24 protein-coding genes are annotated in these 24,425 nt (G+C 52.9%); 11 read left to right on the top strand and 13 right to left on the bottom strand.

Annotation, left to right across the window (positions count from 1 at the left end):
* Window positions 1-149 precede the first annotated feature (149 nt).
* Window positions 150-1,367: an APC family permease gene (locus P1U71_RS02980; RefSeq protein ID WP_301104064.1), complete on the top strand. Its 1,218-nt coding sequence runs from the start codon at window positions 150-152 to the stop codon at window positions 1,365-1,367.
* Between the two features lie 75 nt (window positions 1,368-1,442).
* Here P1U71_RS02980 and P1U71_RS02975 read toward each other — a convergent pair whose 3' ends face one another.
* The 4 genes from P1U71_RS02975 to P1U71_RS02960 all read right to left on the bottom strand — a co-directional run bounded on the left by P1U71_RS02975 (window position 1,443) and on the right by P1U71_RS02960 (window position 5,003).
* Complete coding sequence (locus P1U71_RS02975) at window positions 1,443-2,567, bottom strand: methyl-accepting chemotaxis protein (RefSeq protein ID WP_301104063.1); 1,125 nt, start codon at window positions 2,565-2,567, stop codon at window positions 1,443-1,445.
* A gap of 1 nt (window position 2,568) precedes the next feature.
* Window positions 2,569-3,090 (bottom strand): PAS domain S-box protein, encoded by a 522-nt coding sequence (locus P1U71_RS02970; RefSeq protein ID WP_301104062.1) that lies wholly within the window; start codon window positions 3,088-3,090, stop codon window positions 2,569-2,571.
* A gap of 413 nt (window positions 3,091-3,503) precedes the next feature.
* Complete coding sequence (locus P1U71_RS02965) at window positions 3,504-4,292, bottom strand: glycosyltransferase family 25 protein (protein WP_301104061.1); 789 nt, start codon at window positions 4,290-4,292, stop codon at window positions 3,504-3,506.
* A gap of 39 nt (window positions 4,293-4,331) precedes the next feature.
* Complete coding sequence (locus P1U71_RS02960) at window positions 4,332-5,003, bottom strand: gamma-glutamylcyclotransferase (protein WP_301104060.1); 672 nt, start codon at window positions 5,001-5,003, stop codon at window positions 4,332-4,334.
* 92 nt (window positions 5,004-5,095) lie between these two features.
* Between P1U71_RS02960 and P1U71_RS02955 the strand changes: the two genes are divergently transcribed.
* Window positions 5,096-5,545, top strand: a complete 450-nt coding sequence (locus tag P1U71_RS02955; RefSeq protein ID WP_301104059.1) for a DUF1499 domain-containing protein — start codon at window positions 5,096-5,098, stop codon at window positions 5,543-5,545.
* On the opposite strand, the gene P1U71_RS02950 is transcribed toward P1U71_RS02955, so the two are convergent.
* Both P1U71_RS02950 and P1U71_RS02945 read right to left on the bottom strand, forming a co-directional pair.
* Window positions 5,542-6,288 carry a hypothetical protein gene (locus tag P1U71_RS02950; RefSeq protein ID WP_301104058.1) on the bottom strand — a complete coding sequence of 249 codons (747 nt, stop codon included), beginning with the start codon at window positions 6,286-6,288 and terminating at the stop codon, window positions 5,542-5,544. The two genes, P1U71_RS02955 and P1U71_RS02950, sit on opposite strands and share 4 nt — an antisense overlap.
* Window positions 6,289-6,328: 40 nt before the next feature.
* Window positions 6,329-7,534 (bottom strand): acyl-CoA dehydrogenase family protein, encoded by a 1,206-nt coding sequence (locus P1U71_RS02945; RefSeq protein WP_301104057.1) that lies wholly within the window; start codon window positions 7,532-7,534, stop codon window positions 6,329-6,331.
* Window positions 7,535-7,663: 129 nt separating this feature from the next.
* On the opposite strand from P1U71_RS02945, the gene P1U71_RS02940 reads away from it, so the two are divergent.
* Entirely contained in the window at window positions 7,664-8,062 is a 399-nt protein-coding gene (locus P1U71_RS02940; protein WP_301104056.1) for a rhodanese-like domain-containing protein, read from the top strand.
* Between the two features lie 26 nt (window positions 8,063-8,088).
* On the opposite strand, the gene P1U71_RS02935 is transcribed toward P1U71_RS02940, so the two are convergent.
* On the bottom strand, window positions 8,089-10,101 hold the full coding sequence (locus tag P1U71_RS02935; RefSeq protein ID WP_301104055.1) for an AsmA family protein: 2,013 nt from the start codon (window positions 10,099-10,101) through the stop codon (window positions 8,089-8,091).
* Between the two features lie 153 nt (window positions 10,102-10,254).
* Here P1U71_RS02935 and P1U71_RS02930 point away from each other — a divergent pair, with 153 nt between their 5' ends.
* Window positions 10,255-10,941 carry a DUF1194 domain-containing protein gene (locus P1U71_RS02930; protein WP_301104054.1) on the top strand — a complete coding sequence of 229 codons (687 nt, stop codon included), beginning with the start codon at window positions 10,255-10,257 and terminating at the stop codon, window positions 10,939-10,941.
* Window positions 10,942-10,956: 15 nt separating this feature from the next.
* Here the strand turns inward: P1U71_RS02930 and P1U71_RS02925 are convergent, their stop codons facing one another.
* Window positions 10,957-11,571: a flavin reductase family protein gene (locus tag P1U71_RS02925; protein ID WP_301104053.1), complete on the bottom strand. Its 615-nt coding sequence runs from the start codon at window positions 11,569-11,571 to the stop codon at window positions 10,957-10,959.
* Window positions 11,572-11,868: 297 nt separating this feature from the next.
* Between P1U71_RS02925 and P1U71_RS02920 the strand changes: the two genes are divergently transcribed.
* Window positions 11,869-12,453: a GNAT family N-acetyltransferase gene (locus tag P1U71_RS02920; RefSeq protein WP_301104052.1), complete on the top strand. Its 585-nt coding sequence runs from the start codon at window positions 11,869-11,871 to the stop codon at window positions 12,451-12,453.
* Here the strand turns inward: P1U71_RS02920 and P1U71_RS02915 are convergent.
* From P1U71_RS02915 to P1U71_RS02900, 4 genes are read right to left on the bottom strand one after another with little or no spacing between them, the layout of a single operon-like run.
* The gene (locus P1U71_RS02915) at window positions 12,421-14,511 is read right to left on the bottom strand and encodes a hypothetical protein (RefSeq protein WP_301104051.1); all 2,091 of its coding nucleotides are present in this window, start codon (window positions 14,509-14,511) and stop codon (window positions 12,421-12,423) included. The genes P1U71_RS02920 and P1U71_RS02915 overlap by 33 nt on opposite strands.
* Window positions 14,508-17,276: a DUF4159 domain-containing protein gene (locus P1U71_RS02910; RefSeq protein ID WP_301104050.1), complete on the bottom strand. Its 2,769-nt coding sequence runs from the start codon at window positions 17,274-17,276 to the stop codon at window positions 14,508-14,510. The genes P1U71_RS02915 and P1U71_RS02910 overlap by 4 nt, the downstream gene beginning before the upstream one ends.
* Complete coding sequence (locus tag P1U71_RS02905) at window positions 17,276-18,181, bottom strand: DUF58 domain-containing protein (RefSeq protein ID WP_301104049.1); 906 nt, start codon at window positions 18,179-18,181, stop codon at window positions 17,276-17,278. The genes P1U71_RS02910 and P1U71_RS02905 overlap by 1 nt, the downstream gene beginning before the upstream one ends.
* Window positions 18,182-18,184: 3 nt before the next feature.
* A complete protein-coding gene (locus tag P1U71_RS02900; protein ID WP_301104048.1) occupies window positions 18,185-19,183 on the bottom strand; it encodes a MoxR family ATPase in 999 nt (332 codons plus the stop codon).
* A 119-nt stretch (window positions 19,184-19,302) separates the two neighbouring features.
* On the opposite strand from P1U71_RS02900, the gene P1U71_RS02895 reads away from it, so the two are divergent.
* The 4 genes from P1U71_RS02895 to P1U71_RS02880 are packed head-to-tail and all read left to right on the top strand — an operon-like array spanning window position 19,303 to window position 22,018.
* Window positions 19,303-19,878 (top strand): DUF1285 domain-containing protein, encoded by a 576-nt coding sequence (locus P1U71_RS02895; RefSeq protein ID WP_367281106.1) that lies wholly within the window; start codon window positions 19,303-19,305, stop codon window positions 19,876-19,878.
* Window positions 19,859-20,512: a CoA pyrophosphatase gene (locus tag P1U71_RS02890; protein WP_301104046.1), complete on the top strand. Its 654-nt coding sequence runs from the start codon at window positions 19,859-19,861 to the stop codon at window positions 20,510-20,512. Before P1U71_RS02895 ends, P1U71_RS02890 begins: the two co-directional genes overlap by 20 nt.
* Window positions 20,509-20,790: a DUF6111 family protein gene (locus P1U71_RS02885; RefSeq protein ID WP_301104045.1), complete on the top strand. Its 282-nt coding sequence runs from the start codon at window positions 20,509-20,511 to the stop codon at window positions 20,788-20,790. The genes P1U71_RS02890 and P1U71_RS02885 overlap by 4 nt, the downstream gene beginning before the upstream one ends.
* Before the next feature lie 7 nt (window positions 20,791-20,797).
* Window positions 20,798-22,018 carry a CCA tRNA nucleotidyltransferase gene (locus P1U71_RS02880; protein WP_301104044.1) on the top strand — a complete coding sequence of 407 codons (1,221 nt, stop codon included), beginning with the start codon at window positions 20,798-20,800 and terminating at the stop codon, window positions 22,016-22,018.
* Here P1U71_RS02880 and P1U71_RS02875 read toward each other — a convergent pair.
* The gene (locus P1U71_RS02875) at window positions 22,004-22,864 is read right to left on the bottom strand and encodes a hypothetical protein (RefSeq protein WP_301104043.1); all 861 of its coding nucleotides are present in this window, start codon (window positions 22,862-22,864) and stop codon (window positions 22,004-22,006) included. The two genes, P1U71_RS02880 and P1U71_RS02875, sit on opposite strands and share 15 nt — an antisense overlap.
* A 127-nt stretch (window positions 22,865-22,991) precedes the next feature.
* Here P1U71_RS02875 and P1U71_RS02870 point away from each other — a divergent pair, with 127 nt between their 5' ends.
* Window positions 22,992-23,258 (top strand): hypothetical protein, encoded by a 267-nt coding sequence (locus tag P1U71_RS02870; RefSeq protein ID WP_301104042.1) that lies wholly within the window; start codon window positions 22,992-22,994, stop codon window positions 23,256-23,258.
* Between the two features lie 101 nt (window positions 23,259-23,359).
* On the top strand, window positions 23,360-24,418 hold the full coding sequence (locus tag P1U71_RS02865; protein ID WP_301104041.1) for a bifunctional transcriptional activator/DNA repair enzyme AdaA: 1,059 nt from the start codon (window positions 23,360-23,362) through the stop codon (window positions 24,416-24,418).
* Window positions 24,419-24,425 lie beyond the last annotated feature (7 nt).

Here is a 24,425-nt window from a genome sequence, read left to right as displayed (position 1 = left end):
TATTGGAAGAGTTGATTTACCTCAAAATAGGCGATGAAGGATATGCTAATATCAAATGCGATTGAACAAAATGGGCCGCTTAATGATGGATAGTAAGATACCCCAAGCGTCAGGGTTTTGATGTGCAGGATGTGGATGGGAATGACGCGGTGACAAGACCGGCGGAGCTAAGGCGAAAGCTTACACTCCCTCTCCTCATTCTTTATGGCCTCGGCGTGACAATTGGCGCCGGGATTTATGTGCTTGTTGGAACAACGGCGGCGCGGGCCGGGGTCTACGCCCCGATTTCATTCCTGGTGGCCGCTGCCGTGGTTGCCTTTACCGGCTTTACATACGCCGAGCTGTCAACCCGACATCCTGTTAGTGCGGGGGAGGCCGCCTATGTAAGGGCGGGGTTTAATTCCGGCATCCTGACACTGATTGTCGGGCTGTTGGTCGCCTCGTCGGGCATTGTCTCCTCTGCGGCGGTTTCAATCGGCGCGGCGGCCTATGTCGGGGAGATTATTCCGCTGCCCCGGCCACTGCTGACAATCGTAATTATATTGATTGTTGGCGTCATTGCGGCATGGGGGATACTTGAATCCGTGTTTATCGCTGCTGTTTTCACAGCGGTCGAGATTGCGGGGTTGGGGTTGGTCATTTACTTTGGTGTGAGCACAGAGCCGGACATTTTGTTAAACATCGATACCTTGCTGCCGCCATTTGACGATGTTGTCTGGGGCGGTATAATTTCGGCAAGCCTGCTCGCCTTTTTTGCCTTCGTCGGATTTGAAGATATCGCGAATGTTGCGGAGGAAGTGATTGAGCCTCACAGAAATATGCCGCGCGGCATTATTCTCACACTCCTGATTGCGACGATCCTTTACTTTCTTGTCGTTTCCGTCGTCGTTCTTGTGGTGCCCATGGCGGACCTTGCGGAATCAGCCGCGCCGCTTGCTCTTGTCTTCGAGACAGCGGGAAACGCCGCATCGGGCACCTTCCGCCTGATTGCCATTGTTGCGACGACCAACGGTGTGCTGATCCAGATCATCATGGCCTCCCGGGTGATATATGGGTTGTCTGTGCAAAAAAGCCTGCCGTCCTTTCTTTCAGCCGTTAATCCCGTGACAGGAACGCCGCTTATTGCGACAGCCGTGATTGTTGCGCTTGTGTTGGTCTTTGCAACTCTTCTCCCGATTACACAGTTAGCGGAGGCAACATCTACGATTGTCCTGATTGTGTTTTCGGGGGTGAATCTTGCGTTGATCCGTCTGAAAATGACTGGGCAACAGCCGATGGATGGCGTGTTTGTTGTGCCGTTCTGGGTGCCGGTAATGGGAGTTCTTTTTAGCGTAGCCCTGTTGATTTCCGGTTTTTTGCCGATTTAAGGTGACTAGGCTGTCAAAAAAATGAGGCGGTCAAAAGCCGCCTCATCATGTGGGGTGAGATTGTACTAACTGCTATTAGCTGTTCAGGGCTTCTGTAAGAAGCTCCGCCTGATGCGTGAGTTCACTCGCAACGCTTACCAGCTGTTCAGAGCTGGTACTGACCTCTTTGACATTGTCATTTACGATGCCAACATTGGTGGTGACTTGCTGGACGCCCGAGGCAGCCTCTTGTACATTTCGGGAAATTTCCTGCGTTGCGGCACCTTGTTCTTCAACAGCGGACGCAATAGCCGAAGACACCTCGTTAATACTGGAAATGGATTTGCTAATGTCAGAGATAGAGCCTACGGCGGTTGTCGCCGCCTTCTGAATTGCTTCGACTTGTAGTCTGATCCCTTCCGTTGCCTTTTCCGTCTCTGCGGATAGGCTCTTGACTTCACTTGCGACAACCGCGAAGCCTTTGCCGGCGTCTCCCGCGCGCGCGGCTTCGATTGTGGCATTCAAAGCTAGGAGTTTGGTTTGCCCGGCGATATTATTGATCAGTTTGACCACGTTGCCAATCTCTTCCGATGCAGCTGAAAGACTTGCAACCATATCATTGACTTCTTTAGATTGCGCTACGGCTTCACCGGACATAGTCGCTGAGCTGGTGACTTGGCGGTTGATCTCTTGAATGGAGGAGTTGAGTTCCTCAGCGGCTGAAGCGACCGTTTGTGTGTTCTGGCCAGCCTCTTCTGCGGCGGCGGCAACGGCCGCTGTCTTCTCGCTGGTGCTTTTGACCGTGTCGCCCATGAACTGAGCGCTGGTGTTCAATTGGCCTGCCGCTGTTGTAATAGCAGTGACGGCATCGTGGAACTTCGATATTTTTTTCTCAACACCATCTGCGGCGCGGTTGATTTTATCGACAGCCACGCCATAAGAGCCCAATAGCCCTTCCGGAGCGATACGACGGAAATACTGATTTTCCGCAATAAAGCCTAGACAAGCCGTGGATTCGCGCAAGTAAGCATCGGCACGGTCGATCATTTCGTTGATCTTAGTGCAGAGCGTGCGTTCCATTCCTTCTTCAGCCGGAATATTCTTTATCCGGCTTTCAAAATTGCCAAGACAGATGTTGTCCGCGACTTCCAGGATTTCCTGCAAGCGCTCAGGAGCAACGCCCAAAGTGTCGGTTGCGTCTATTTTCAGTTCCATGTTCATCTTACTGCTCCTTCATCAAGGATGCCGCAAACTCGTTGTAGCTCAATCCTTTTTCCGTCAAAATTTCCTCAAGGCGACTAACAGATTTCTGAATGCCTTCCTTGCGGTTACTAGAGGCGCTTTCGATGTCGTTCAACTCTGTGTAAAGCGGCTCAATAACCTCTTTGATTGTTCGCGGGTTGGGCACGCGGCGGGTGGAGTGGTATCCCGAAACATTGCCATTTTGATAGCTTGGCGTTACATGGGCGATGACCCAGTAATGATCTCCGTTCTTTGTCGAATTTACCACATAGGCGAAAATCTCTTCCCCCTTCCCAATGGTGTTCCAAAAAAGGTCGAAAACGCCGCGCGGCATATTGCCGTGCCGGATAACGTTGTGCGGTTTCCCGATAACCTCATTTTCCTCATAACCTGCTATTTCCAGGAAGGTATGATTTGCATAAGTAATGTGTCCTTTAAGATCGGTTTTACTTACAATCAGGTCGTTTTTATCAAAATAAACCTCTTGTCCAGGATAGTTCACTTTCTTTCTCCAAATTCATGTTGGTGTTTTAGAAATAATTTCGTCTGTACTTGGTAATATGAAATATATCTCTAAGTACTAGATATAATTGTACTTAATTGTAGTTAATTTTTAATTAAATTATTTTTAGTATTACTTTAATAATAAATATTACTCATATTTTTTCTATATTAAATGTCACGGCTCAATGTTAGGAGTTTATTATATTATTTAATGGTGATTAAATGAGCAAAAACAGAATCTATTCTACATAATATTTTTGTAGATATTGATTGTATTGATGAGATAAATTTTTGATCGCGCGAGTTTTTAAGGGGACCGGTTAAACTCAAGGCAAATACTTTCTTTGCCTATAAGCGCCCTATGCGAATATTTTCTATTGTGAGCAGACTTGATCCGCTCGATAGATATTTTCAATCCCGAAACCAGGTCAAATAATAAACAATTCGCTTTCCCGCGCCGTTGCTGAGCTTATACCAGAATCGGTAAAATGGATGGAGCAGCTTCGTGAGGCCGCTGATTTGCCTTGATCTATCGAAGCGTTCATCCCCGATGGTGGAGGGGCCTTCCAGATCGGGAGTAACTGGAGAGGGATGGATCAGAAGGGTCTCCAAGCGTGTCTGCCAGGCTCGGCTGTGAATGATATCGACGGGCACCCAGTTTCTTTGCATAAAGTGAAGCAGCCGGTTAGCGGCATTCAGGGTCAGCAGGTAGGCGTATGCGCCGCTCGGGGAGGTTGGTACCCGCGTAATGCTGTAGCCATGATTGAGCGGATCGAGGGTCCGGTATCCGACATCGAAAACCTTGCCATGCCCGACAAAGCGGATCAAATCCCAGGGAACAGGGGTTTTCTGGATGTCCCGCAAGACCTCCTTGAAATCATCGGCGAGGAAAACATCATCTTCCAACACGAGTGCCTTCGGAATATTCTCGGCGACCATTTTCTCGTAAATGCCTCGATGAGAGAGGAGACAGCCGATCTCTCCCGCCTTTAGATCCTTGCCGAAATAACGGCGGCGTTTCTCGCCGTCATAGTCAGCAAGATTTGGGATATCGAGTTGATATCCGTCGATAGCGTCGAAAAAGACCGGCGTCAACCCAACTTTGGCAAGCCGTTCCGTCATATCCGCCCGGCGATGACTGTCCTTCGACCGGTTGATGACAAAGATCGGCGGCAGATCGCTGGAAGGCTCGGTTGTCAAAGCGTATTACTCGCGCATAAAAAATCGGAAGGCGAATTGTTAGGTGATGTCGGAGCGATGATCAAGCTCCTTCATTTTTTGCTGTATCTCATGAAGGTAGCGATCTTTCACCTTCATCTCGTCAAGATGTGCGACAGTGTTGTTGAGGTAATCGCGGCAGGTCCCGAGACGCCCCTCCCCAGAGGCGAGCAAGCGGGCGGTTTCTTCCATACTGATATTGGCAAGATAACGCGGATGGGACCGGTTGATCACAAATGTCAGCCCCTTCACGGTTCTGTCCGGCAGTCGCATATGGACATGACGGGCATCATAGGAGCCTGAAATCATTTCCCGCATCCAGAGTATATCCGTTTCAGTCTCAATCTTTTCCGGTGCAATATGAAAGGCGCGCCCGTTACAGGAGCCGCCATGATCGAGAGCAAGCATCAGGCCCGGCTTTTCAGGGCTTCCCCTGCCGATCGAAGCCTGGAGGCAGAAACGGCGGCGAAAACCATGGAGGCGCGCGGGCTGCCACTCGGTGAAATGAAAAGCCGGGTTCCAGAGGAGGGAGCCATAGCCGAACACCCAAAGCCCTTCTTCTTTTGTTATTCCGGATAAAAATTCATGCCGGGTAGCGTCCCTCTCTTCATGGGTCAGGGCGTGAAAAGGTCCATGGCGTTTTGCTTCGCGAATAAGCTCGTCTACCCGTTCTCTGCTAAATTCTTCTCGCACCAACATATTATTTATTTGAACTTTCTAATCATAATTCGCTAGTCTGGATTTTCTATTGGGGATATAGGATTTTATATAAAGAGAGCCTTTCAATGTTGAAGAATCTTTTGAAAAATGTCCAGAGGCCAGATCTGGATTTTTCATCACTGAAGAAGCCTCGTAAACCTAATACCTATCTCATGTCACCGCCGGACTATTGCCCGTATCCCCCTAAAACGATCAGTCCAATCTTCGAAATCGATATGGCTAACCTTGCCGCTTCGTTCGAGGAGATTGCCCTCGCTGAACCGCGAACGGAAAAACTTGGTAGCCGGGAAATCGGCAAAGATCTGCAAGTTGACTATGTTCAATATTCCAAACTCATCGGATATCCGGATACAATCACGGCCCGTTTTATCAATCTTGGGGCGGGCCGCTCAACCCTTGCGGTGTTCAGCCGAGCTCATTACGGCTATCGCGATTTCGGCGTGAATGAGGCTCGGATCAAGGACTGGATGCGAAAGCTTGACCTTGCTCTCAAGAAAGAGGCGGATAGCGACTAAATCTTATGGGAGCGCAGCGCGTCGTAATAAGGCATCTGTTCTTCCAGTAACGCTTCCAGCTCTGGCTTCAGCTTGATTTCACGTTCCTCATAAGGAGCAAAGCCCGTCGTTTCCTCAACGGAAGCGTACCAATGGGTAGCCCAGACGCCATCTTCCGGGTGACGACCTTTCTGCCAGGAGAGCATTTCCTGATTCCATGAAATATCGAGGGCGGCGCACAGTTTTTTCAGCATTGCTTCCGGTTGTCTCAATATATCCTCCGCCTCGATAACGATGGGTGTTTGACCTGTCTGTTTTTCGAGGGTCCTGAATATTTCAAGTTGCCGTTTGATCCCGATATCCTCCGTCGTGATCTGGTCCCATTTGGCGGCGTAGGAGGCAATGACCCTTTTCGGATCCCGTATCAGGAAGCAGTTGCGGTGATCTTGAAAGCAGCCGAGATCGACTTCCGGTGTCATATGGTGGGTCATATGCTTGATATAAAGCATACCGCCCGCCGGACGGGGCGCATTCAGGTTCTCCGAGACAACTCGCCAATCTGTCGTCTGACTGGCGATTATTTCCTCATGCATGGGATGTTTGAGGCCGGTCTTGGCAAGGTAATAGGCATAAAACGGCTCATCCACCGCCAGGCATTCCGGACGACTCCCGAAGGAGCGCATCATGGCCGTCGAAATATTACGCGGCCCGGACCACATCGAAACGCGGATGACGTCCTCCTTATTCGATCTGATCCGGCTCATCACTCACAAATCCCGGTCAGAGACTGGGCCATCTCCGCCTTTATAGACCGAGGATCAGCTTGGCCATAATATTGCGTTGAATCTCGTTTGATCCGCCATAGATGGAGACTTTTCGGGCGTTAAAATAACGTGGCGCAACACCGCTTGCGTAATCAGCACCAATCGGCTCCTCGTTCTGGCCGGGATAAAGAGGCGTAAAGGGCATCGAATAGGTCCCGACCGCTTCGAGCGCCAACTGGACAACTTCCTGATAGAGGTCCGTTCCCCGGCATTTCATGAGCGAGGACTCCGGTCCCATATTCTGACCAGAACTCAGTTTGCTCAAGATACGAAGCTCCGTCATCTCAAGGGCCTGAACCGCAACTTCCAGCCGCGCGAGCTTGGCGTTGAAGGCGGCATTCTTGATCACGGGTTCCTGACCATCCACTTCCTTCGCGGCAATCGTGCGTATTTTCTCGACACCGCGTTTGAGGCGACCGGCATAGGCGTTGCCGCGCTCAAACTCGAGGAGATATTTTGCGTAGGTCCATCCTTTGTTGACCTCGCCGATAAGGTTCTCCTTCGGCACTTTCACATCATTGAAGAAGACCTGATTGACTTCCTGTGCACCTTTGATCGGCAGGTCGATAGTTTGGATGGGATCGACCGTCACCCCTTCGGACTTCATGTCGATCAGCAGGAATGAAATACCTTCCTGACGCTTTCCTTCTGTGGAGGTTCTGACAAGACAGAAAATCCAGTCAGCATATTGCGCGAGTGTCGTCCATATTTTGGAGCCATTGCAGAGAAAATGATCGCCTTTATCCTCTGCTTTCATCTGCAGGCTGGCGAGGTCAGATCCTGAACCTGGTTCCGAGTATCCCTGACACCACCACACTTTGTTGTCGCGAATGTCCGGAAGGAACCGCTGCTTCTGTTCCTCGCTGCCGAATTTCATGATAACCGGCGCGCACATGCTGATGCCGAAGGGCATGATTCCGGGTGCATTAGCATTTGCCATTTCCGTCTGGAAAATATACTTCTGCGTCGTGTTCCATCCGGGGCCGCCATATTCCACCGGCCAATCCGGCGTCAGCCAACCTTTTTTCGCCAATGAGTTTTGCCAGCGGACGTGATCGTCCTTGGGAAGATAGCTGTTTCTGTTTTCCGCCATTTTCTGCTTGAGATCTTCGTCAAATTCTTCAGCGAGAAACTGGCGTACTTCGTCGCGAAAGGCGTTGTCTTGCTTGGTAAATGAAAGGTCCATTCTCATTCTCCCTTTATTTTTTATCTCGACGTACGCTATAGGCGTCATGTATGGGTAAATAGTAACATCATATATAGGGCGAAAGACAAGATTGTTTTCGCAATTTGAAGCGAGAAGGGGCGATTAATAATGAAAAAAGGCATAAAGCAGCTCGTTGAAGAAGCGACCAGCGAAATCGAAACCTTATCGATTGACGAGGCCCTTGCGCTCTATGGGCAGGACAATGTGACCTTTGTCGACATTCGCGATGTTCGGGAGCTGGAGCGGGAAGGCCAGGTGCCCGGCGCTGTCCATGCACCGCGCGGTATGCTGGAATTCTGGGTTGACCCGGACAGTCCATATCATCGTGACCTGTTCGCCAACGGCAACCGTTTCGTCTTCTTTTGCGCGGCGGGCTGGCGCTCGGCGCTTGCAACAAAGTCTGTGCAGGAGATGGGCTTGCCGAACGTGTGCCATATTGATGGCGGATTTGGTGCGTGGAAAGAATCCGGTGGGGCTATTGAAGAACGCAAACCGCGGGAAAGCTGAGTTTCCCGCGGGTTATATAGCAGAACTTAGTCTTTTTTACCGCCGAGAAGACCACCAGCAGCATCAAGCAGGTTTTTGACGGCAGCGGGATCTTTATCTTTGACCCCTTTAAGGACGTCCTTGACGCCGTCACCCGATCCTTTGGCGCCTTCAAGGAGCTTCTTTACGCCTTCCGGGTTGGCGGCGTTTTTGAGGACGCCGGCGAGGTCAGGCGCATATTTCAGATTATCCCAAGGGCCGGAAACGATGATCGGGACGGCAACGCCGGCGGCTTCACCGCCACCTTGTCCTTCGGTCGTCGCGACAAGCTTCGGTTCAATCCGGTAATTCAGGGTTTGCGGAGGAAGTTCAACGGTTCCTGCGCCGGAAAGCCGGATAAACGGGCTCAGCATTTTGAGGTCATTGTTTGTGAGGATACCATTCGCAATCTGGTAGGTTCCCGAAATTTCGGCAAAATCCGTCTTCTGCTCCTCGCCTTTACTGGTAAAGGCCGTGGTCACGTTCCGCGCCATGGCGGCCAGATTGACGCCGGAGATTGACCCATCCTCAAACAGGATCTGGCCGGTTCCGTTAAGAGCGCTCACCAAATCGGCCTGCGATTTGCCGCTCGTGGATAGATCAGTCTGGAACATCCCTTTGCCTTCCAGCTTCTTGAAATCTGCGGCGTCAGTCAGCAGGGGCTTCAGTTGGATGTTCTCAATCGTCATCGCGTTGGTGATTTTCAAAGTCGGTTGCTGCGCGTTCACCGTTACAGTGGCCGTGCCCGTTCCGTCATACAGGTTCATTTCCGTCAGGGCGAGATCAAGGATTCCATTCTTGATCGTGGTTGCGAGGGCGCTTGCGCCGATCTTGATTTTCTGGAACAGGATCTGTTGAACCGACAGGTCGAATTTGGCATTAACCGCTTTCAGTGCGGAGAGGTCAATGGGGGTCGTGTCCCATTTTTCCCCTGATGATTTTTGTGCCGGTGCCGCAGGGGCTTTACTTTCTCCGTTTTGCTCCGCCGGGAGATAGGGGTTCAAGTCCAGCGTTTCAAGCGCGAGCTTGCCCACGATATCCGGAACCTTGCCGCCCAGATCAATACTGAAATCGCCGGCGCCGACAATCTCATCAAAGCTGATGGTGGCTTCAGAGAAGCTGTATTTGGTATCGTTCGCGCCAAGCTTACCGCTGATCTTCAGCGGGCCGAAACCTGTTTCCGATACTCCCTCCAGAGGGGCGCCCGCCCATGCTGCGAGGTCCCGCACCGACGGAACATCAACTGTTGTCGTGCCGCCGAGGTTCAGAGGTTGAGTGCTTTTTACCAGGCCGTCAAAATTGAGATTGATGTTCTTGGATGCGACATTAACTGTCGTCGTTGTCTCGATATTTTCAAGAATGCTGCGAAGGGCGCCCACATTGACGTCAAGTTCGACCTCCTCGTTATTCCAGACGGCGCTGCCCTTTGCATCGAACGGCTGATCTAGACCAAGCAGTACAAGTTCGAGATTGATGTCGCTGAGATTGATATTTGTTCCGCCCTTCTGATCGACGAAATTGACCACTCCGTCAACGATGCGTACATCACCGAGGTTCAGGTCCGATATGCCAAGATCCGTCGCCCCGCTATCCGAGCTTGCGGCTTCCGTTTCTTTGGGGGCCTCTGCTTTGGCGGTATCGAACTCCCAGTTTGCCTTGCCGCTTTCATCGACTTCAAGGTTGATGACTGGCTTGGTCAGGACGAATTCATCGACCTGCACCTTACCGGTTATCAGGGGCAAAAGGCTGAGCTTGACAGTGAGGCTGTCGATGGCGGCCATGCTGGGATTCTGGGCGCCTTCCGCGTTCGAGAATGTCACGGAATTTGCGGTCACCCCGAGAGTCGGGAAAACGGAGAGGCTGAAATCGCCGTCAATTGCCAGTTCTCGCCCCGTGGCGTCATTGGTTGCCTGGATCAGTTCCTGTTTGATCCGGTCCGTTGGCACAATGAAGGGCAGAGCTACCGCCAGGCCGACGATAGCCACCAAAACCACAATAATTGCGATGACGATTTTTTTCATGATCCACTCTCTGTTAGTTTCGCGATCTCTTCTGATAATGGCATAAAAGACGACCCGGGTCATGACCCTTTGGAAAATTGGTCATACTTTTGCCGTGAATTACGATAGACTCGACTTCACCTTTCTAACCTGGGGCGTGTGAGCAAAATTGCAATGAAATGGCTATCCCTGATCGCAATACTGATATTCGTTCTGACCCCGAAAACGGACGTTTCTGCCGATGAAGTGGACATGCAACTCGTTCTCGCCATCGATGTTTCGTCCAGTGTAAATTATGACGAGTATAACCTTCAGATGCGCGGCTTTGCGGCGGCATTTCGTAGTGACCTTGTGATCGAGGCAATCGCGGCAGGCCCAAGAGGGCAGATCAGCATCGCGGCTACCCACTGGGCCGGCCTCGGCGAGCAACGAATGATTCTTGATTGGCGCGTCATTGCGGGGGCAGAGGCTGCTCATGAATTTGCGAACCAGCTCGATAATGTGTCGCGGACCTTTCCATATGGCGGGACGGCCATAGCCGGGGCGTTGGATCATGCCTTCTCCCTTTTTTCGCATGATCGGAATATTTCTCTGCGCAGGGTGATTGATATTTCAGGAGACGGTGTGGTTTCCATCGGGCGCCCGCCTGAGGCGGCGCGGGACCGGATTGTCGCATCCGGGGTTATCATCAACGGCCTGCCGATCCTCAACGATGAGCCGGAGCTCGACAGCTATTACCGGGAAAGAGTGATCGGCGGGATCGGGGCCTTTACCGAGCCAGCACAAGGATATCAGGATTTCGCCCGCGCCATTTCCGAAAAGCTGGCGCGGGAAATCCGGGGAACCTGGCAAGGTGTCTAGGATGTGACCTGCCCGTCAGACGACCGGCCGGTCCATGGAGAAGATATCTTCGACATGGCAGTAATCCATATATCCAAGGCGCGCGAGCGGCTGGTATTTCTTCATGTCAATCATGCCATCGACGATGATTTCATCGCTGATATGGATACCGACGACTTCCCCCAGAACCATGCTATTCACTACCTTCGGGTTATGAGAAGGCAAGATAATCGTTTTATGGTGGATACATTCCAAATGAGCGAAGCTTTCCTTGACGCGAGGCGGCTTGACGAGGGCGGACGGTTCCTTGGTCAGTCCGGCATAATCAAATTCGTCAACGGAACGCGGCAGCATGGCCGAACTTAAATTCATCTGTTCCCGAAGATTATAAGAAACCATGTTGCAGACGAATTCCTTCGTTGCCTCGATGTTATCAAGTGAATCCTTCGCACCGCCTTCGCTGTGGGTGCCATTGATTCCCATCGCGACAATCGGTGGATTTTCGGCCATTGCATTGAAAAAGCTGAAGGGTGCCAGATTGACAGTGCCGTCAGTGGCAAGGGTGCTGATCCAGCCTATCGGGCGCGGGGCGACAATGGCCTTGAAGGGGCCGTGCTTAAGGCCATGGGGTTCGGATGGTTTGTAAAACATTCGGAAATTCTCCGGCAAAATACGTGGGTTGCGCGCCCGTTCTTTTATTAAAGTTAAAAACTAATCCTTGAATTTAGCGCAGGCAAGGCATGATTTATTTCTTTCCTTGGAACACTGCCTGTGATATTTGCGCTTCATGAGCAAACAGATGACCAAACTTCGACGACGACAGGCTGCTGCCCTTACTTGTGCTGCCGCTTAAACTGCCTGTGCGTTAGTCATCATATATTTCATGACGGATCGGGATCTTTTTTAAGAGGCATTGTTGTCTAGCCCGTTAGAAATTGGAATTCCGTCATGCCTCAGATTATTCACGAGCGGCCCGAACATGCGGCCTTGATTGAGCCTTTGCTTGATCGTTGTTTCGGCCCGGACAGATTCAATAAGACTGCCTATAAAGTTCGCGAGAACATTACACCTCTGCCTGAATTGAGCTTTGTCACGGTAGAGGGAGACACTCTCCTGGCGACTATTCGTTACTGGCCGGTCATGATTGGCGGAAAAACCCCGGCCTTGCTTCTTGGGCCAATCGCGGTCGAGCCGGAGTTGCAGGGCAAGGGGATCGGGGTCGCCCTCATGCGGGAAACTATTAGGGTTGCGACAGAACAAGGTCATCAGTTGATTGTCCTTGTCGGGGATCCGGAATATTACGGTCAGTTCGGGTTTCAGAACGCAGCTGTTCTCGGCTTTGAAATGCCGGGCCCGGTTGAGAAGCACAGGCTTCTCGTGAAGGAATGCGCGCCGGGTACGCTGGAGAATGTTTCCGGGATTATTGCCGGCGTAGCGGATATATCTTCATTTCCGGGCCGGACTGCTTTTGAGACGGAAACTGATGAGATGATGGCTCGGTTAGCGGCCTTCACGCCACCAACCGATGCATAAGAAGGCAAGGGCGAGGATGAGGGCGATAAGTGGCGATAGCATGGCTTGCCGATTATAGCCGGTAATCTCGTAATTCTCGTTGGCGCGCAGGCCGAACCAGTAGTCCGCAGACTGACGGTTATCCGGCTTCGTCCGCCTGAAGTCCGGGAGGCCGTCCGTTTTCAGCCAGCGAATGCCGCCGCCAGTCGCCTTCGCAATATCCGCAATTTTGTCCGTGCTTGCGCGGATGTCATGGAGTTCCTTCGGATTGAGCGCGCCAACAGCAACCAGAGATTTTTGCTGACCGTCTTCCAGAATATGCAGGCCGCTGGTCTGAAGCGGAATATTTCCCGTTTGCATCCCGTTTTCCGCTTCGGAAAGGGAAAGTTGCGTCACGTTTCCGTCGGGGTCTGTCACCGTGACAGTCGCCGGCGCCGTGTCGAGGGAGCGCCGCTGGATATTGAGCATGTTCCCGGCGACAACGGCTTTCAGTTGTTCCTCTTCAAGTTCCGGTTCTTTCATCAGCCAGTGAGAAACACGCCGGAGAAGCTCAGATTGCGGGCCGCCGCCTTCAAACCCTCTGCCCCAAAGCCATGCATGGTCAGAGAGCAGCTGCGCAACACGCCCGTCTCCACTGCGCTCTAGAATGAGGAGGGGCTGATCCGACGGGCCCGTCATCAGAGTTTCCCCCCCAAGCGCTTCGGCTTCGATCATCCGGAACCAGCGGCCCCAGTTGTCGCTTTCCTGTATATTTGCTTTCAGCAGACCTGTTACCGGATGGCGTTTGCCGGTCTCGCTAATGCTCGGAACATATCCTTCGGTAAAAACGTAACCGGTGGGTCGCCCCGGAAGTACCTCCGACAAGGGAGTTTGATACAGGCTGAGCGGTGTTGCAAAGGCTGGTCCGGCGGCCTCCAGCAAGGCGCCCCCTTCCTTCACATAGCGAGAGATATTGTTAAGGTAACTTGACGGCAGGACCCCGCGCCGCCGATACCGGTCAAAGATGATCAGGTCAAAATCATTGAGCTTCTTCTCAAACAGGTCGCGGATTGGAAACGGGATCAGCGAAAGCTCCGTGATTGGCGTGCCGTCCTGTTTTTCAGGGGGGCGCAGAATCGTGAAATGCACAAGATCGACCGACGGGTCGGATTTAAGGATATTGCGCCAACCCCGCTCTCCCATATGGGGTTCGCCGGACACGAGCAAGACCTGTAACCTGTCCCGGATACCGTTGACCGTGATATAGGCGCTGTTGTTTTTCTCGGTTAGTTCTCCGTCCAGTGGATTGACGGCGATTTCAAAGAAGTTGGCGCCCCCATGCGTCAAGGTCAGGTCCAGAGTGAGGTCCGCTCCGATTTGCGCCAGATCCTCAGCAACAACCTCCCCATCCTGAGCGATTGTCACGCGCGCGGCTTGAACTGGTTCGGTGACGCCAAAATCTTCAATTTTTATGATGAACTGCAACGGCTGATCGACGATACCGAATGTGGGGGCTTTCACGACACGAAGCACGCGATCCTTTTCATTTTCCTCGCCCGTCAGCAAGAAATGGACAGGGCCGGTTTCTTTTGCCTCTTCCAGATTTTGCGGCACGTCATGAATCTGGCCGTCAGTGATAAAGATCGTGGCCGCCACGCGATCCGGGGGGATATTCTTGAGCGCCTCCTCTCGTGCGTCAAAAGCGTGGGTTCCGTCTTTATCTCCCAGAAGAGAGGTTGTCTTGTTTTTGACCGTAATGGTTTCGATATTCAGGTTCGCGATTGCCTCGAGGCGGGATTTCAACTCGTCAAAGGTAGCGCTTGCTGTTTCGCCGCGTTGGCCTATCTTCTGGCTGTTGGTTTCATCCAGAACAATAACGGCGATATCATCAAGAAATGTTCGCTTTTCCGTCAAGAGGACAGGATTGGCGAGCATCAACAACAACAATGCCATCAGGGCCCCGCGCAGAAGCGTTCCGCGCCCGCGCCGCCAAAGAGCGAAAAGAGAAATACCCAGGCAGATCAAGGCAAGGATAACGAGCCAGTCAAGCGGGAGATAGGGGCTGAAATCAAGCGATGAGACGAAGCTTTCCTCTCTCATTGCCCCAGCCTTTCCAGAATAGCAGGGATATGGACCTGATCCGCCTTATAATTTCCGGTGAGCGTATACATCACCAGATTAATGCCGAAGCGATATGCCAGCTCTCTCTGTCGTTCGTTCCCGGGAAGTGTGGCCGCCTGATAGCGGCCATCTGCGTCAATCGCCCAGGCGGCGGCCCAGTCATTGCTACCGATAACGATCGAGGCGACGCCGTCGTTCCCTTGAATGCCAGCGGTGTCTTCAATCCAGACGTCGCCGCCGTCATACCGACCGGGAAAGGTTTGCATCAGGTAGAAAGCGCGGGTGACGACATGGTCCGGAGGGACCTGATGTATTCGCGGAATATCCAGTCTTGCGGTCAGCTGCCGAAGACGAATGTTTTCCGGGCTGTTATAGAGATCCGGTCCAAACTGGCCGACATTGTTCTGGTTGCGGGTATCAAACAGAATTGTCCCGCCGCCATTGAAATAGTCATTTAATTTGAGGATCGCCTGCTCCGAAAGAGCCGGAAAATCCGGGGTAACGGGCCAGTATATCAAGGGGTAGAAAATAAGCTCGTCCCGTTCTATATCAATCGGGAGCGGGTCTTTGGTCTCAACCGCCGTCCTGTTCCTGAGTTGTCGGCTTAGCCCGGCAAGCCCGTTATGGCTCATCCTGTCGACCGTTGAATCATGGGTGCGGATGTAGCCAAGCCGGGTGTCGAGTGTGGCCGCGAGTGCCTTGGCATCCCCGTCGAGATCAGCCTCCTGCGCCGATGTTTCCACTGACATGACATTCACACTGGCCGCGATGACAATGAAGAGGGCGGCTGCGCGCGACACCGTTCGAAGGGCAGGCAGTTTGCCCTGTAAATGAAGCGATACGATTTGATCGACCAGCACCAAAAGCAGCGCGGCAAGAAGGACGGGCAGGATCAGGTCAACAACGGCCGATCTGTCGAAATACCGGATAGTCGCGGGGAACTGTCCCATATCCACAACGGAATAGTCTGCTTCGAACTGGCCAATATTAATGGCGATACTGAAATTCTCATCCCCGTAATAACCGGGTGGATGGCGGGCATCCAGAATCAGATCTTCCATCTCTGCGGTGTTGATCGGTTCGGCTATGCCGGTTTCGCTGCGGAGGCTCCCAAATCCATCCATGAGCTGGAACGGCGGCAGGCTTCGTTGACTGGAAAAATTCTGGCTTGTCAATTGGCCAAGATTGCCAATCTCGCGCAGCATCTCCACAAATAGTCCGGAAATCGCCAAATTCGACCATTCGGGCGTGGCGGTGGTGTGGAACAGTACCAGCCAGCCGTTGCCCTGCCTGTCGGCTGTCACCAGCGGTGTGCCGTCTTCCAACTGGGCCCATGTCTTATCAAGAAGCTCGGGGGATGGATTTGCAAGAACTTGCTTGTTAACGGCTACATCCGTCGGAATAGAAAGGCCAAAGAACGGGCTGGATTGTGGAATGGGCCCAAGAGGTGCAGGTTGGTTCCAGGACATCGCCCCTTGAAGGCTGCGATTGCCGGAACGGAGATTGACCGGCACAAGCGCACCGTTTGAGTTCGCGAGCTTCGGTCCGGCAAAACGAACAAGCACGCCCCCCTTGGCGATCCAGTCGACAAGTTTCCTTTCAATGCCTTCGGGCAGGTTTGCCGCATCCCCCAGTACGATAAGGGATTGGTCCTCTGCCACTAGCCCTTCAATTGTGCCGCGCGTGATATCAAAGAAGGGGGTCAGCGCCTGGGTCAGGTAATGAACCTCATCGAGGAGCGGCTGATCAACCTGCTCGGATACACTTGTGACCAGACCGACCTGACGCCGCTGCCAACGCTGATCGAGCAGGAAAATGGAACCGGCATTCCGGCTATTGCTGATTTCAAGTCGGCGGATATCATTCCGGATCTTGTTCGGGATATTCAGATCAACGAAGGCGGATGTTTCATTCTCTAAAAATGTGAATGGAAGCGAGGCGATAATTTTTCCGTCATCCACAATGGCGGTGAGGACACCTTCATTCGCGGCGGCACCTGCCGGAAGGTTCAACGGTACTCTCAGTTTTTCGCTGTTGATACTGGGTACGCCAATGACCGGTGTGGCGATGACGCTTTCTTCATGGAAAATAGTCAGGGGGCCTATTTCAGTCAGCCTGGTGAAGAAATCTTCAAGATCGGGAATGTCTGTTTCCTGCAGGATACCGCTCGATAGCCAGATAAACTCAGGGTTATCGAGAGATTCAAGGCGCGGCAAAAGCTGGGAGAGATCGCCGTAATATGACGGCCAGGATTTTGGCTCCAGCGATGCGGCAATACCGAGCGCCTCCCGATCGGCCAGCGGGCTCAGGGAGGGCAGTCTGCCTTCAACTTCCCGCGACGTCGTAACGATGTATACCTGGCGTTCCTGCCGGGTTGTTTCCTGTACCAGCTTGTTTAGCGTTGCTTTCAGGTCGTTCCAGGATTCGGCGGCGGTCCAGCCATCATCGACAATCATGACGACGTCACCGCTGCTGTCACGCTGCTCCGGAAGATTGAGGATGGGCCCGGCGATGGCCAGAATGATAAGGGCCGCAATCACCAATCTCAAAAGTAGCAGCCACCAGGGCGTTGTCGCCGCTGATTGTTCATCTTTTTTCAGACGATACAGAAACCGGATTGCCGGGAATATCACGGATTTTGGGCGCGGCGGAACAATGCGCAAAAGCCACCAGATCAACGGGAGCGTTAGGAGGGCTGTCAGTACCCAGGGAAAAAGGAAGGAAATGGACGTGATCGCTGCCATTATGCCTTGCCCCCCCGTATATTGAGGGCGGAATAGAGCGCGGCGAAGGCTTCACTTGCTGGGGCGTCCGTTCGATGGAAACTATAATCCCAGGAGACTTTCCTCGCGATTTCGAGAAGTTCCTGCCGATGCGCGTTAAAGAGCGATTGATAATCATCTCGCACAACTTCAACCCGGCCAAGAGTGATATCATCTCCTTCCGTCATGGGCAGAAACCGGGTGCGCCCATCGAAGGGAAGGTCGGCCTCCACCGGATCGGCGACATGCATCAGGAACCCGCGACAACCGAGATTGACAAAGTGGCTCACCATCTGGGAAATTTCTGACGGGTCAACGAGGAAATCACTGATCAAGACCACAGTCGATTTATTTGACAGTTGATCGGCAAATTTGAGGTCAATCAGGGACGGGCTCTGAATTTCCGAAACGCGGCCGACAAACCGATTAAAAGAAGCAGGCCCGGTCGATGCTTTTTCGGCCTGCCCAATCAAGCCGAATTTTTCGCCACTTTTTGAAAGAGAGAGTGCAAGCGCAAGGCTAAGCAATGTCGCGCGGTCCAGCTTGGACTGTTCCGCGCGATCCGATCCATAGTCCATGGTTTGGGATGTATCCCGCCAGATCCAGACAGTTTCCGCGGTTTCCTGCTCCTTCTGCTTGATATATATATGCTCGCGCTTGGCACTTTGCCGCCAGTCTATGCTGGTTGTCGGATCATCCGGGCCATATTGTTTGAATTGCCAGAAATCTTCTCCGGTTCCGGCGCGTCGCCTTCCGTGAACTCCCATATCAAAGGCATTCACCAGATTTTCCGCGGCAAGTATCAACGGTGGTAGCGTCTGCGCAAGCCTTTCAGCTTTTACCCTGTCATCCAGTTGCTGGGTACTCACGCGACGCGGTTTGAACATGTTTTACTCCAGCGGAACCGTAAGCGAGTCGATGATATCCTCCATCGTTATATTCTCCGCTCGGGCCGCATAGGAAAGCGCCATCCGGTGACGCAGCACCGGCTTGGCGAGCGCAACAACATCATCAATCGACGGGCTCAATCTTTTTTCAAGCAAAGCCCGCGCGCGTACCGCCAGAATAAGCGCCTGACTGGCCCTCGGCCCAGGCCCCCAGGATACATATTTGTTGATCAGTTCGTTTTCGCTCTCGCCGGGGCGTCCCTCGCGCACCAGTTTTAATATGGCATCGATGACGGAATCGCTCACCGGCATTTCGCGAACCAGATGCTGCGCCTCCATCAACTCCGCAGGGGAGAGAATCTGAACTGGGGCCGCCTCTTCATTGACAGTGGTTTCAAGGAGGATGCGCCGTTCAGTCTCCCGGTCCGGATAGCCGACATTGATTTGCATCAGGAAACGGTCGAGCTGCGCCTCGGGCAGGGGATAGGTTCCTTCCTGCTCAATCGGGTTTTGCGTGGCAAGCACATGGAACGGCTGCGGAAGGGGATAGGTCTGTCCAGCGATCGTGACCATCTCTTCCTGCATCGCCTGAAGCAGGGCGGACTGGGTGCGAGGGCTGGCGCGGTTAATCTCGTCCGCCATTAGTATTTGACCGAATATAGGCCCTTTCAGAAATTTGAAATGGCGGCTGCCGTCCTCAGCTGTTTCGAGAATTTCCGAGCCCAGTATATCGGCGGGCATCAGGTCTGGGGTAAACTGGACGCGTTTGTCATCCAGACCGAGCACGCCGCCTAATGTCTCGACAAGACGGGTTTTGGCAAGGCCCGGAACGCCAATCAATAAAGCGTGCCCGCGGGCAAGGAGGGTGATTAATGTAAGCTCGACCACCTGATCCTGACCGAAAATGAACTCGCCTATACCGGATTTAAGGTCGGAGAACTTTTCAGATAGGCTGTCTACTCTTTCGACTATTTCCCGTTCGGTGTTGCCAGTTGTGTTCATGTGAGCCTGTCATCATCTGTGAAAAATGAGTAATCTGAACTGGCGATTTGGTAGCCAGCGAGGACTAACCTAAATATAGTATCAAAAAATGAGCGTTTAAGGCCAAAATTATGACAACTATGGAGACAAAAGACGGCCTCGGGGCCATTATCAAACAGATTGAAGGGCAAAAGCACCCGCCGGTTCATCTGTGGAATCCCGATTTTTGCGGTGATCTCGATATGCGGATTGCCCGCGATGGGACCTGGTTCTATCTCGGATCACCCATCGGCCGGAAACCGCTGGTAAAGCTGTTTTCCGGGGTTATCAGGCTTGATGATGACGAAAAATACTATCTTGTGACGCCGATAGAGAAGATCGGAATCACCGTTGATGATGCCCCGTTTGTTGCTGTCGAGATGTTTGTTGAAGGGGAAGGGCGGGAGAGAGTAATCAGCTTCCGCACTAATGTTGACGATTTCGTGATCATGGATGAAGAGCATCCGTTTCGCCTGGAAATTGATCCGGAAACGAAAGAACCGTCCCCTTATGTCCGTGTTCGGGCAAATCTGGAGGCGCTGATCAACCGGCCGGTTTTCTACGATCTTGTAAATCTTGCCGGAGAAGAAAATATAGAGGATGAGGCCCGTTTCGGATTTTGGAGTAGCGGACAGTTTTTTGAACTCGGATTAGTGAATGACATTTTTGATAAGTAAGAAGCAGGAGCTGACTGAAGTTTTAAGGCAATCGCTGGAGCCTGTGCCAACGGCATTGTCGCCCGCGCTGACTCTAATGGACAAAATGCGCGGGGATCATGATCTGAACCCGGCGAGCGCCCCGGATGTTGATCTGCCGTTTGTTCCGGCTGCGGTTCTCGTCCCTATTGTCCTTCGGAAGGACGGTCCAACTGTTATTCTGACCCGCCGTGCAACGCATCTTTCCAAGCATGCAGGCCAGATCAGCTTTCCCGGCGGACGGGCGGACGAGGGCGACGAAAATGCTGTTGCAACAGCGCTGCGCGAGTCCCAGGAAGAGATTTCGCTCGATCCGGACTTAGTAGAGGTTATCGGATCTTTGACGACATATGTCACCGTGACCCAATACTCTGTGACGCCGGTTGTCGGGCTTGTTGAACCCGCATTCGATTTGCGGCCGGAGGCCGGTGAGGTGTCGGAAATTTTCGAAGTCCCGCTCGACTTCCTTCTTGATCAGGCGAACCGCAAAAAACATAGCGGGTTCCGCAATGGCGTGGAAAGGTTCTGGTATGCAATTCCGTTCGGTGAGTATTATATCTGGGGCGCCACGGCTGGCATGATTAAGGATTTATCGGAACGGATAATGTTGAAATGATCAGATCTATACTTTTCCATATTATTCCTCTCATTCTTCCTTTCGTCGTTTATGGCGTTTACCTGTATTTCAACGCGCGTGCGGGCGGAGACAAAAAATGGGGTAAAACGTCCCTCGCCATCTCGACGATAAGTGGGCTGTTGCTGATGGCGGCTAGCCTGATTGGGCTGGGGCTGGTGACTGGGGAACCAAGCGAGGGGACTGTCTACGTACCGCCCAGATTTGAAGATGGTCGAATAATCGATTCGCAGATTCTGCCTGCCGAAAAGAAAGAGTGACGGCGCGATGCCAGAGCAGCATCGGCTCACAGATCTTCTCACGCACCCTCCTGCCTGGCGGCGTTGGCCGGAAACCCAGGCCATCATCAATGCATTAAGGAATGAAGGGGGCGCCGCCCGTTTCGTCGGAGGCTGCGTACGCGATGCGCTGCTGGATCTGGCGACAGAAGATATCGATATCGCAACGAATCTGCTGCCCGGTGCGGTAATGCAAGGGCTGGAGCGGGCTGGTATCACGGCGCTTCCCACAGGGCTTGATCATGGCACCATCACAGCTGTGCTGAACAAGCGGCATTTCGAGATTACGACCTTGCGGGTTGATCTGGTCGGTCATGGGCGTCATGCCGATATTGCCTTCACCCAGGACTGGGAGCGTGATGCAGAGCGGCGGGATTTTACCTTTAATGCCCTTTACCTCGATCCCGAAGGTGAATTGGTTGATCCGGTCGGTGGCCTTGCCGATCTCGCCGCCGGTCATGTCCGCTTTATAGGAAATGCAGACGACCGCATCCGTGAAGACTATTTGCGTGTTTTGCGCTATTTCCGCTTCTATGCCCGCTTCGGTGAGAATAACCCCGATGAGCATGCATTGCATGCCTGCGCGAAGGCGGCGGGTCAGCTGGATCAGTTGTCGGCAGAGCGGGTGCAGAAAGAGTTGTTACTTCTGCTCGGTACGGATAATCCGGGTCCTGCTCTTGGCCTTATGAGCGAAACCGGGGTCCTTACGGTCCTCCTTGGTGGACCGGCCGATTTGTCTCGCTTGAATTCTCTCTTATCTCTGGGCGCTCCAAGTGATGCGCTTTTGCGGTTCGCGGCGCTTTTGGACGGCGACAAGGATAGAGTATTGTTTCTTGCAGGAAAACTCCGTTTCTCTAACAAGCAAAAAGAACGGCTTGCAACGATGTGCGGGAAAGAGGTAGGAGCTGATATGCCCATATCCGCCTGCCGGACGCTTCTCTATAAACTCGGGAAGGCTGGCTTTGTAGACCAGACCCTGCTGCTATGGGCGGCGCTCGGCCCGGAGGTCAAGCTGGATATCTATCTGGAGGAAGCTAAGCGATGGACCGCGCCGCCGTTTCCGGTCACGGGCGGTGATCTCCTGAAACTTGGCGTAGGAGAGGGGAAGAGGCTGGGGCAACTTCTGCAAAAGATGGAGCAGAGCTGGATCGCCTCTGGTTTTAAGCGCACCAAGGCCGATTTGCTTCAAGAATTCCTACCGGACGCCTAAAATCCATCCCTCTTCGTTCCGGCATTTCCTCTCCCGTGACGGCGACAGCCATTTAGGTGCTGCAAAAGCTTCCTGCACGTCCCCTGCAGCGATTTTTTCCAATAGCCAGTCTCGGCAGGCCAGAACCTGACGCGCATCTTTTATCGGATGGTCATAGGACGCATGGCTATTCAGGCTTGGCCAGATTTCCGTGAGGATGATCCCGTCCAGATCCGCTTCCCAGTTTGTTTCAAACGGCCAGAATTTGACGCGATGCGCTATGTCAGGCTGGCGTGCGAGATCATTCAATTCTTTCAGGCCGGTGAGGGACTGGCTACCGACCGACCCGGTTGTATATAGCTTCCAGACTGTGGAGATTGAATGCTCCTTTCTTTGCTCCCGAAGGAATTTTTCGACAGTGCGCCACTCCGTGAATTCTGTATGGACGAACGCGGGCTTCTTGGCGGTAAGATAGGCTGTTTCTGCGGTTGACGGGCATCCCCAGAAGGGTCCTGCGCCGTCCGATATCTGCTCATTCAGTCGGGAAGCCACGTCGAAGCGGTTGTTCTTGTCCAGTTCGTCGGAGGTCAGGTGCTGTGCGATATATGCGGAGGCCGAACGCCCACCGCCAAGGCCGCTTCCGGCGGGGTACCCGAAGGGGAAATCGAACCCGACGCAGGCGGAACCGTCATTATTTACGAGCAATTCATGAATGCGCGTCATGCAGGTGGCGCGGGTGCGAAAATACTCCGCATTAGAGAGAACGCCTCCGACGGACCAGGCAAGCCAGCATCTATCCGGCGATGGCTTTGCGGGTCCTGGTGAGGCGGCCGCGGACCAGTCCACCATGATGACAAGATCAAACATAGTTGGACTTTCGCCTCATGTTTCCAATGCGCCACATAGAGGCTATATTATGAAAAAGCAGTGTATTTGCCACAGAATTTCTTACATAGAGGAAATAAGGCACATTAATTCGCTGGAGGGATTTGCTATGAAACGGGTCATTTTGACTTCTGCGGTTACAGTTTTTATCGCGCTCGCGCCGCCCGCTCTGGCGGATGATAAAAAGGATGACCCAGAGAATCTTGCGCTTCAGGGCATAACCAAGCTCATGGATGCTCTTGGGGCCTTTATTGCGTCTATCCCGCAGTATGAGGCTCCGGAAATGAATGAGAATGGTGATATTATTATTCGTCGGAAAAATCCCGATAAAGAAGAGACGGAGCCGGACCCCAAGCTTGAGGAGACTGCCACCTGATCTTACCAAGCAGGGCGGCGATATAATCTCGGAAATCGGATAGTCGGTATTTGATGAGTTGCTTAGATTACCTCTCAATGTAATTGAGATGGACCAAGAAAATGACGAATGATTCAAGACTGAACGCAATCCTGACCCGCGATAAGGCCGAAGACGGCAAGTTTGTTTATGGGGTCAAGACGACGGGGATTTACTGTCGTCCTTCCTGCCCGGCGCGCAACCCCAAGCCGGAAAATGTACGGTTTTTTGATTTACCGGAACTGGCTGAAGCTGATGGATTTCGTGCCTGCCGCCGCTGTCGTCCGGATTTGGTGAAAATTGCCGATCCGGGGCTGTCGCTGGCCCGCCAGATTTGTCAGTTGATCGAGCGGCATATAACAGAGAAAGCGGATGAGAAACTCAGCCTTCGATGGCTGGCGAGCGAAACCGGATACAGCGAGGATCATCTCTCCCGCAGTTTCAAAAAGATCCTCGGTATTTCTCCGATGGATTATTATGACAATCGCCGGACGATTGCCTTCAAGGAAAATGTGAAGGCCGGCGAAACGGTGTCGGAGGCGGCCTATGGTGCCGGATTCGGATCCTCCTCCCGGCTTTATGAAAAGGCTCATGCCCGCCTCGGCATGACGCCAGCGTCCTATGCAAAGGGCGGGGCAGGGGCGGAGATAGCCTATGCCTTTGCGGATTGTTTTCTCGGGTTGATGTTGGTTGCCGGGACGCGCCATGGCGTCTGCGCTATCTATTTTGGAGACGATAAGGAAGCACTGGTTGATGAGCTCGCGCGGGAGTTTCCTCAGGCTGAGATCGCGGCTGATGTTGGCCTGCTCGCGGACTGGACAAAGGTGATTGTGGGGTTTTTGCAAGAATCTTCCACGGTCCTGCCGGAAATTCCACTTGATATGTATGGTACCGCCTTTCAGCGGCGTGTGTGGCAAGCCTTGCTGCAGATTGGGCCAGGTAAAACGAAGACATATCGGGAGTTGGCCGAAGGCATGGGTGCGCCGAAATCAGCCCGCGCTGTGGGGCGTGCCTGTGCGACAAATCCAGTTTCCCTGATCGTTCCATGCCACCGGGTTATCGGTACTGACGGTAAGCTGCATGGATATCGTTGGGGGTTGGAGCGGAAAGAGGCCTTGCGCAGCTGGGAAGGCGCGCAATAAGTTTTAA

Source organism: Sneathiella sp., from assembly GCF_029233945.1.
GTDB lineage: Bacteria > Pseudomonadota > Alphaproteobacteria > Sneathiellales > Sneathiellaceae > Sneathiella.
This window is presented reverse-complemented; position numbering and strand designations above follow the sequence as displayed.

Excerpts from the sequence above, each read along its gene's own strand:
- P1U71_RS02975 (WP_301104063.1), bottom strand. The coding sequence starts at position 2,567 with ATGAACATGGAACTGAAAATAGACGCAACCGACACTTTGGGCGTTGCT.
- P1U71_RS02955 (WP_301104059.1), top strand. The coding sequence starts at position 5,096 with ATGTTGAAGAATCTTTTGAAAAATGTCCAGAGGCCAGATCTGGATTTT.
- P1U71_RS02950 (WP_301104058.1), bottom strand. The coding sequence starts at position 6,288 with ATGAGCCGGATCAGATCGAATAAGGAGGACGTCATCCGCGTTTCGATG.
- P1U71_RS02945 (WP_301104057.1), bottom strand. The coding sequence starts at position 7,534 with ATGGACCTTTCATTTACCAAGCAAGACAACGCCTTTCGCGACGAAGTA.
- P1U71_RS02940 (WP_301104056.1), top strand. The coding sequence starts at position 7,664 with ATGAAAAAAGGCATAAAGCAGCTCGTTGAAGAAGCGACCAGCGAAATC.
- P1U71_RS02935 (WP_301104055.1), bottom strand. The coding sequence starts at position 10,101 with ATGAAAAAAATCGTCATCGCAATTATTGTGGTTTTGGTGGCTATCGTC.
- P1U71_RS02930 (WP_301104054.1), top strand. The coding sequence starts at position 10,255 with ATGAAATGGCTATCCCTGATCGCAATACTGATATTCGTTCTGACCCCG.
- P1U71_RS02925 (WP_301104053.1), bottom strand. The coding sequence starts at position 11,571 with ATGTTTTACAAACCATCCGAACCCCATGGCCTTAAGCACGGCCCCTTC.
- P1U71_RS02920 (WP_301104052.1), top strand. The coding sequence starts at position 11,869 with ATGCCTCAGATTATTCACGAGCGGCCCGAACATGCGGCCTTGATTGAG.
- P1U71_RS02915 (WP_301104051.1), bottom strand. The coding sequence starts at position 14,511 with ATGAGAGAGGAAAGCTTCGTCTCATCGCTTGATTTCAGCCCCTATCTC.
- P1U71_RS02910 (WP_301104050.1), bottom strand. The coding sequence starts at position 17,276 with ATGGCAGCGATCACGTCCATTTCCTTCCTTTTTCCCTGGGTACTGACA.
- P1U71_RS02905 (WP_301104049.1), bottom strand. The coding sequence starts at position 18,181 with ATGTTCAAACCGCGTCGCGTGAGTACCCAGCAACTGGATGACAGGGTA.
- P1U71_RS02900 (WP_301104048.1), bottom strand. The coding sequence starts at position 19,183 with ATGAACACAACTGGCAACACCGAACGGGAAATAGTCGAAAGAGTAGAC.
- P1U71_RS02895 (WP_367281106.1), top strand. The coding sequence starts at position 19,303 with ATGGAGACAAAAGACGGCCTCGGGGCCATTATCAAACAGATTGAAGGG.
- P1U71_RS02890 (WP_301104046.1), top strand. The coding sequence starts at position 19,859 with ATGACATTTTTGATAAGTAAGAAGCAGGAGCTGACTGAAGTTTTAAGG.
- P1U71_RS02885 (WP_301104045.1), top strand. The coding sequence starts at position 20,509 with ATGATCAGATCTATACTTTTCCATATTATTCCTCTCATTCTTCCTTTC.
- P1U71_RS02880 (WP_301104044.1), top strand. The coding sequence starts at position 20,798 with ATGCCAGAGCAGCATCGGCTCACAGATCTTCTCACGCACCCTCCTGCC.
- P1U71_RS02875 (WP_301104043.1), bottom strand. The coding sequence starts at position 22,864 with ATGTTTGATCTTGTCATCATGGTGGACTGGTCCGCGGCCGCCTCACCA.
- P1U71_RS02870 (WP_301104042.1), top strand. The coding sequence starts at position 22,992 with ATGAAACGGGTCATTTTGACTTCTGCGGTTACAGTTTTTATCGCGCTC.
- P1U71_RS02865 (WP_301104041.1), top strand. The coding sequence starts at position 23,360 with ATGACGAATGATTCAAGACTGAACGCAATCCTGACCCGCGATAAGGCC.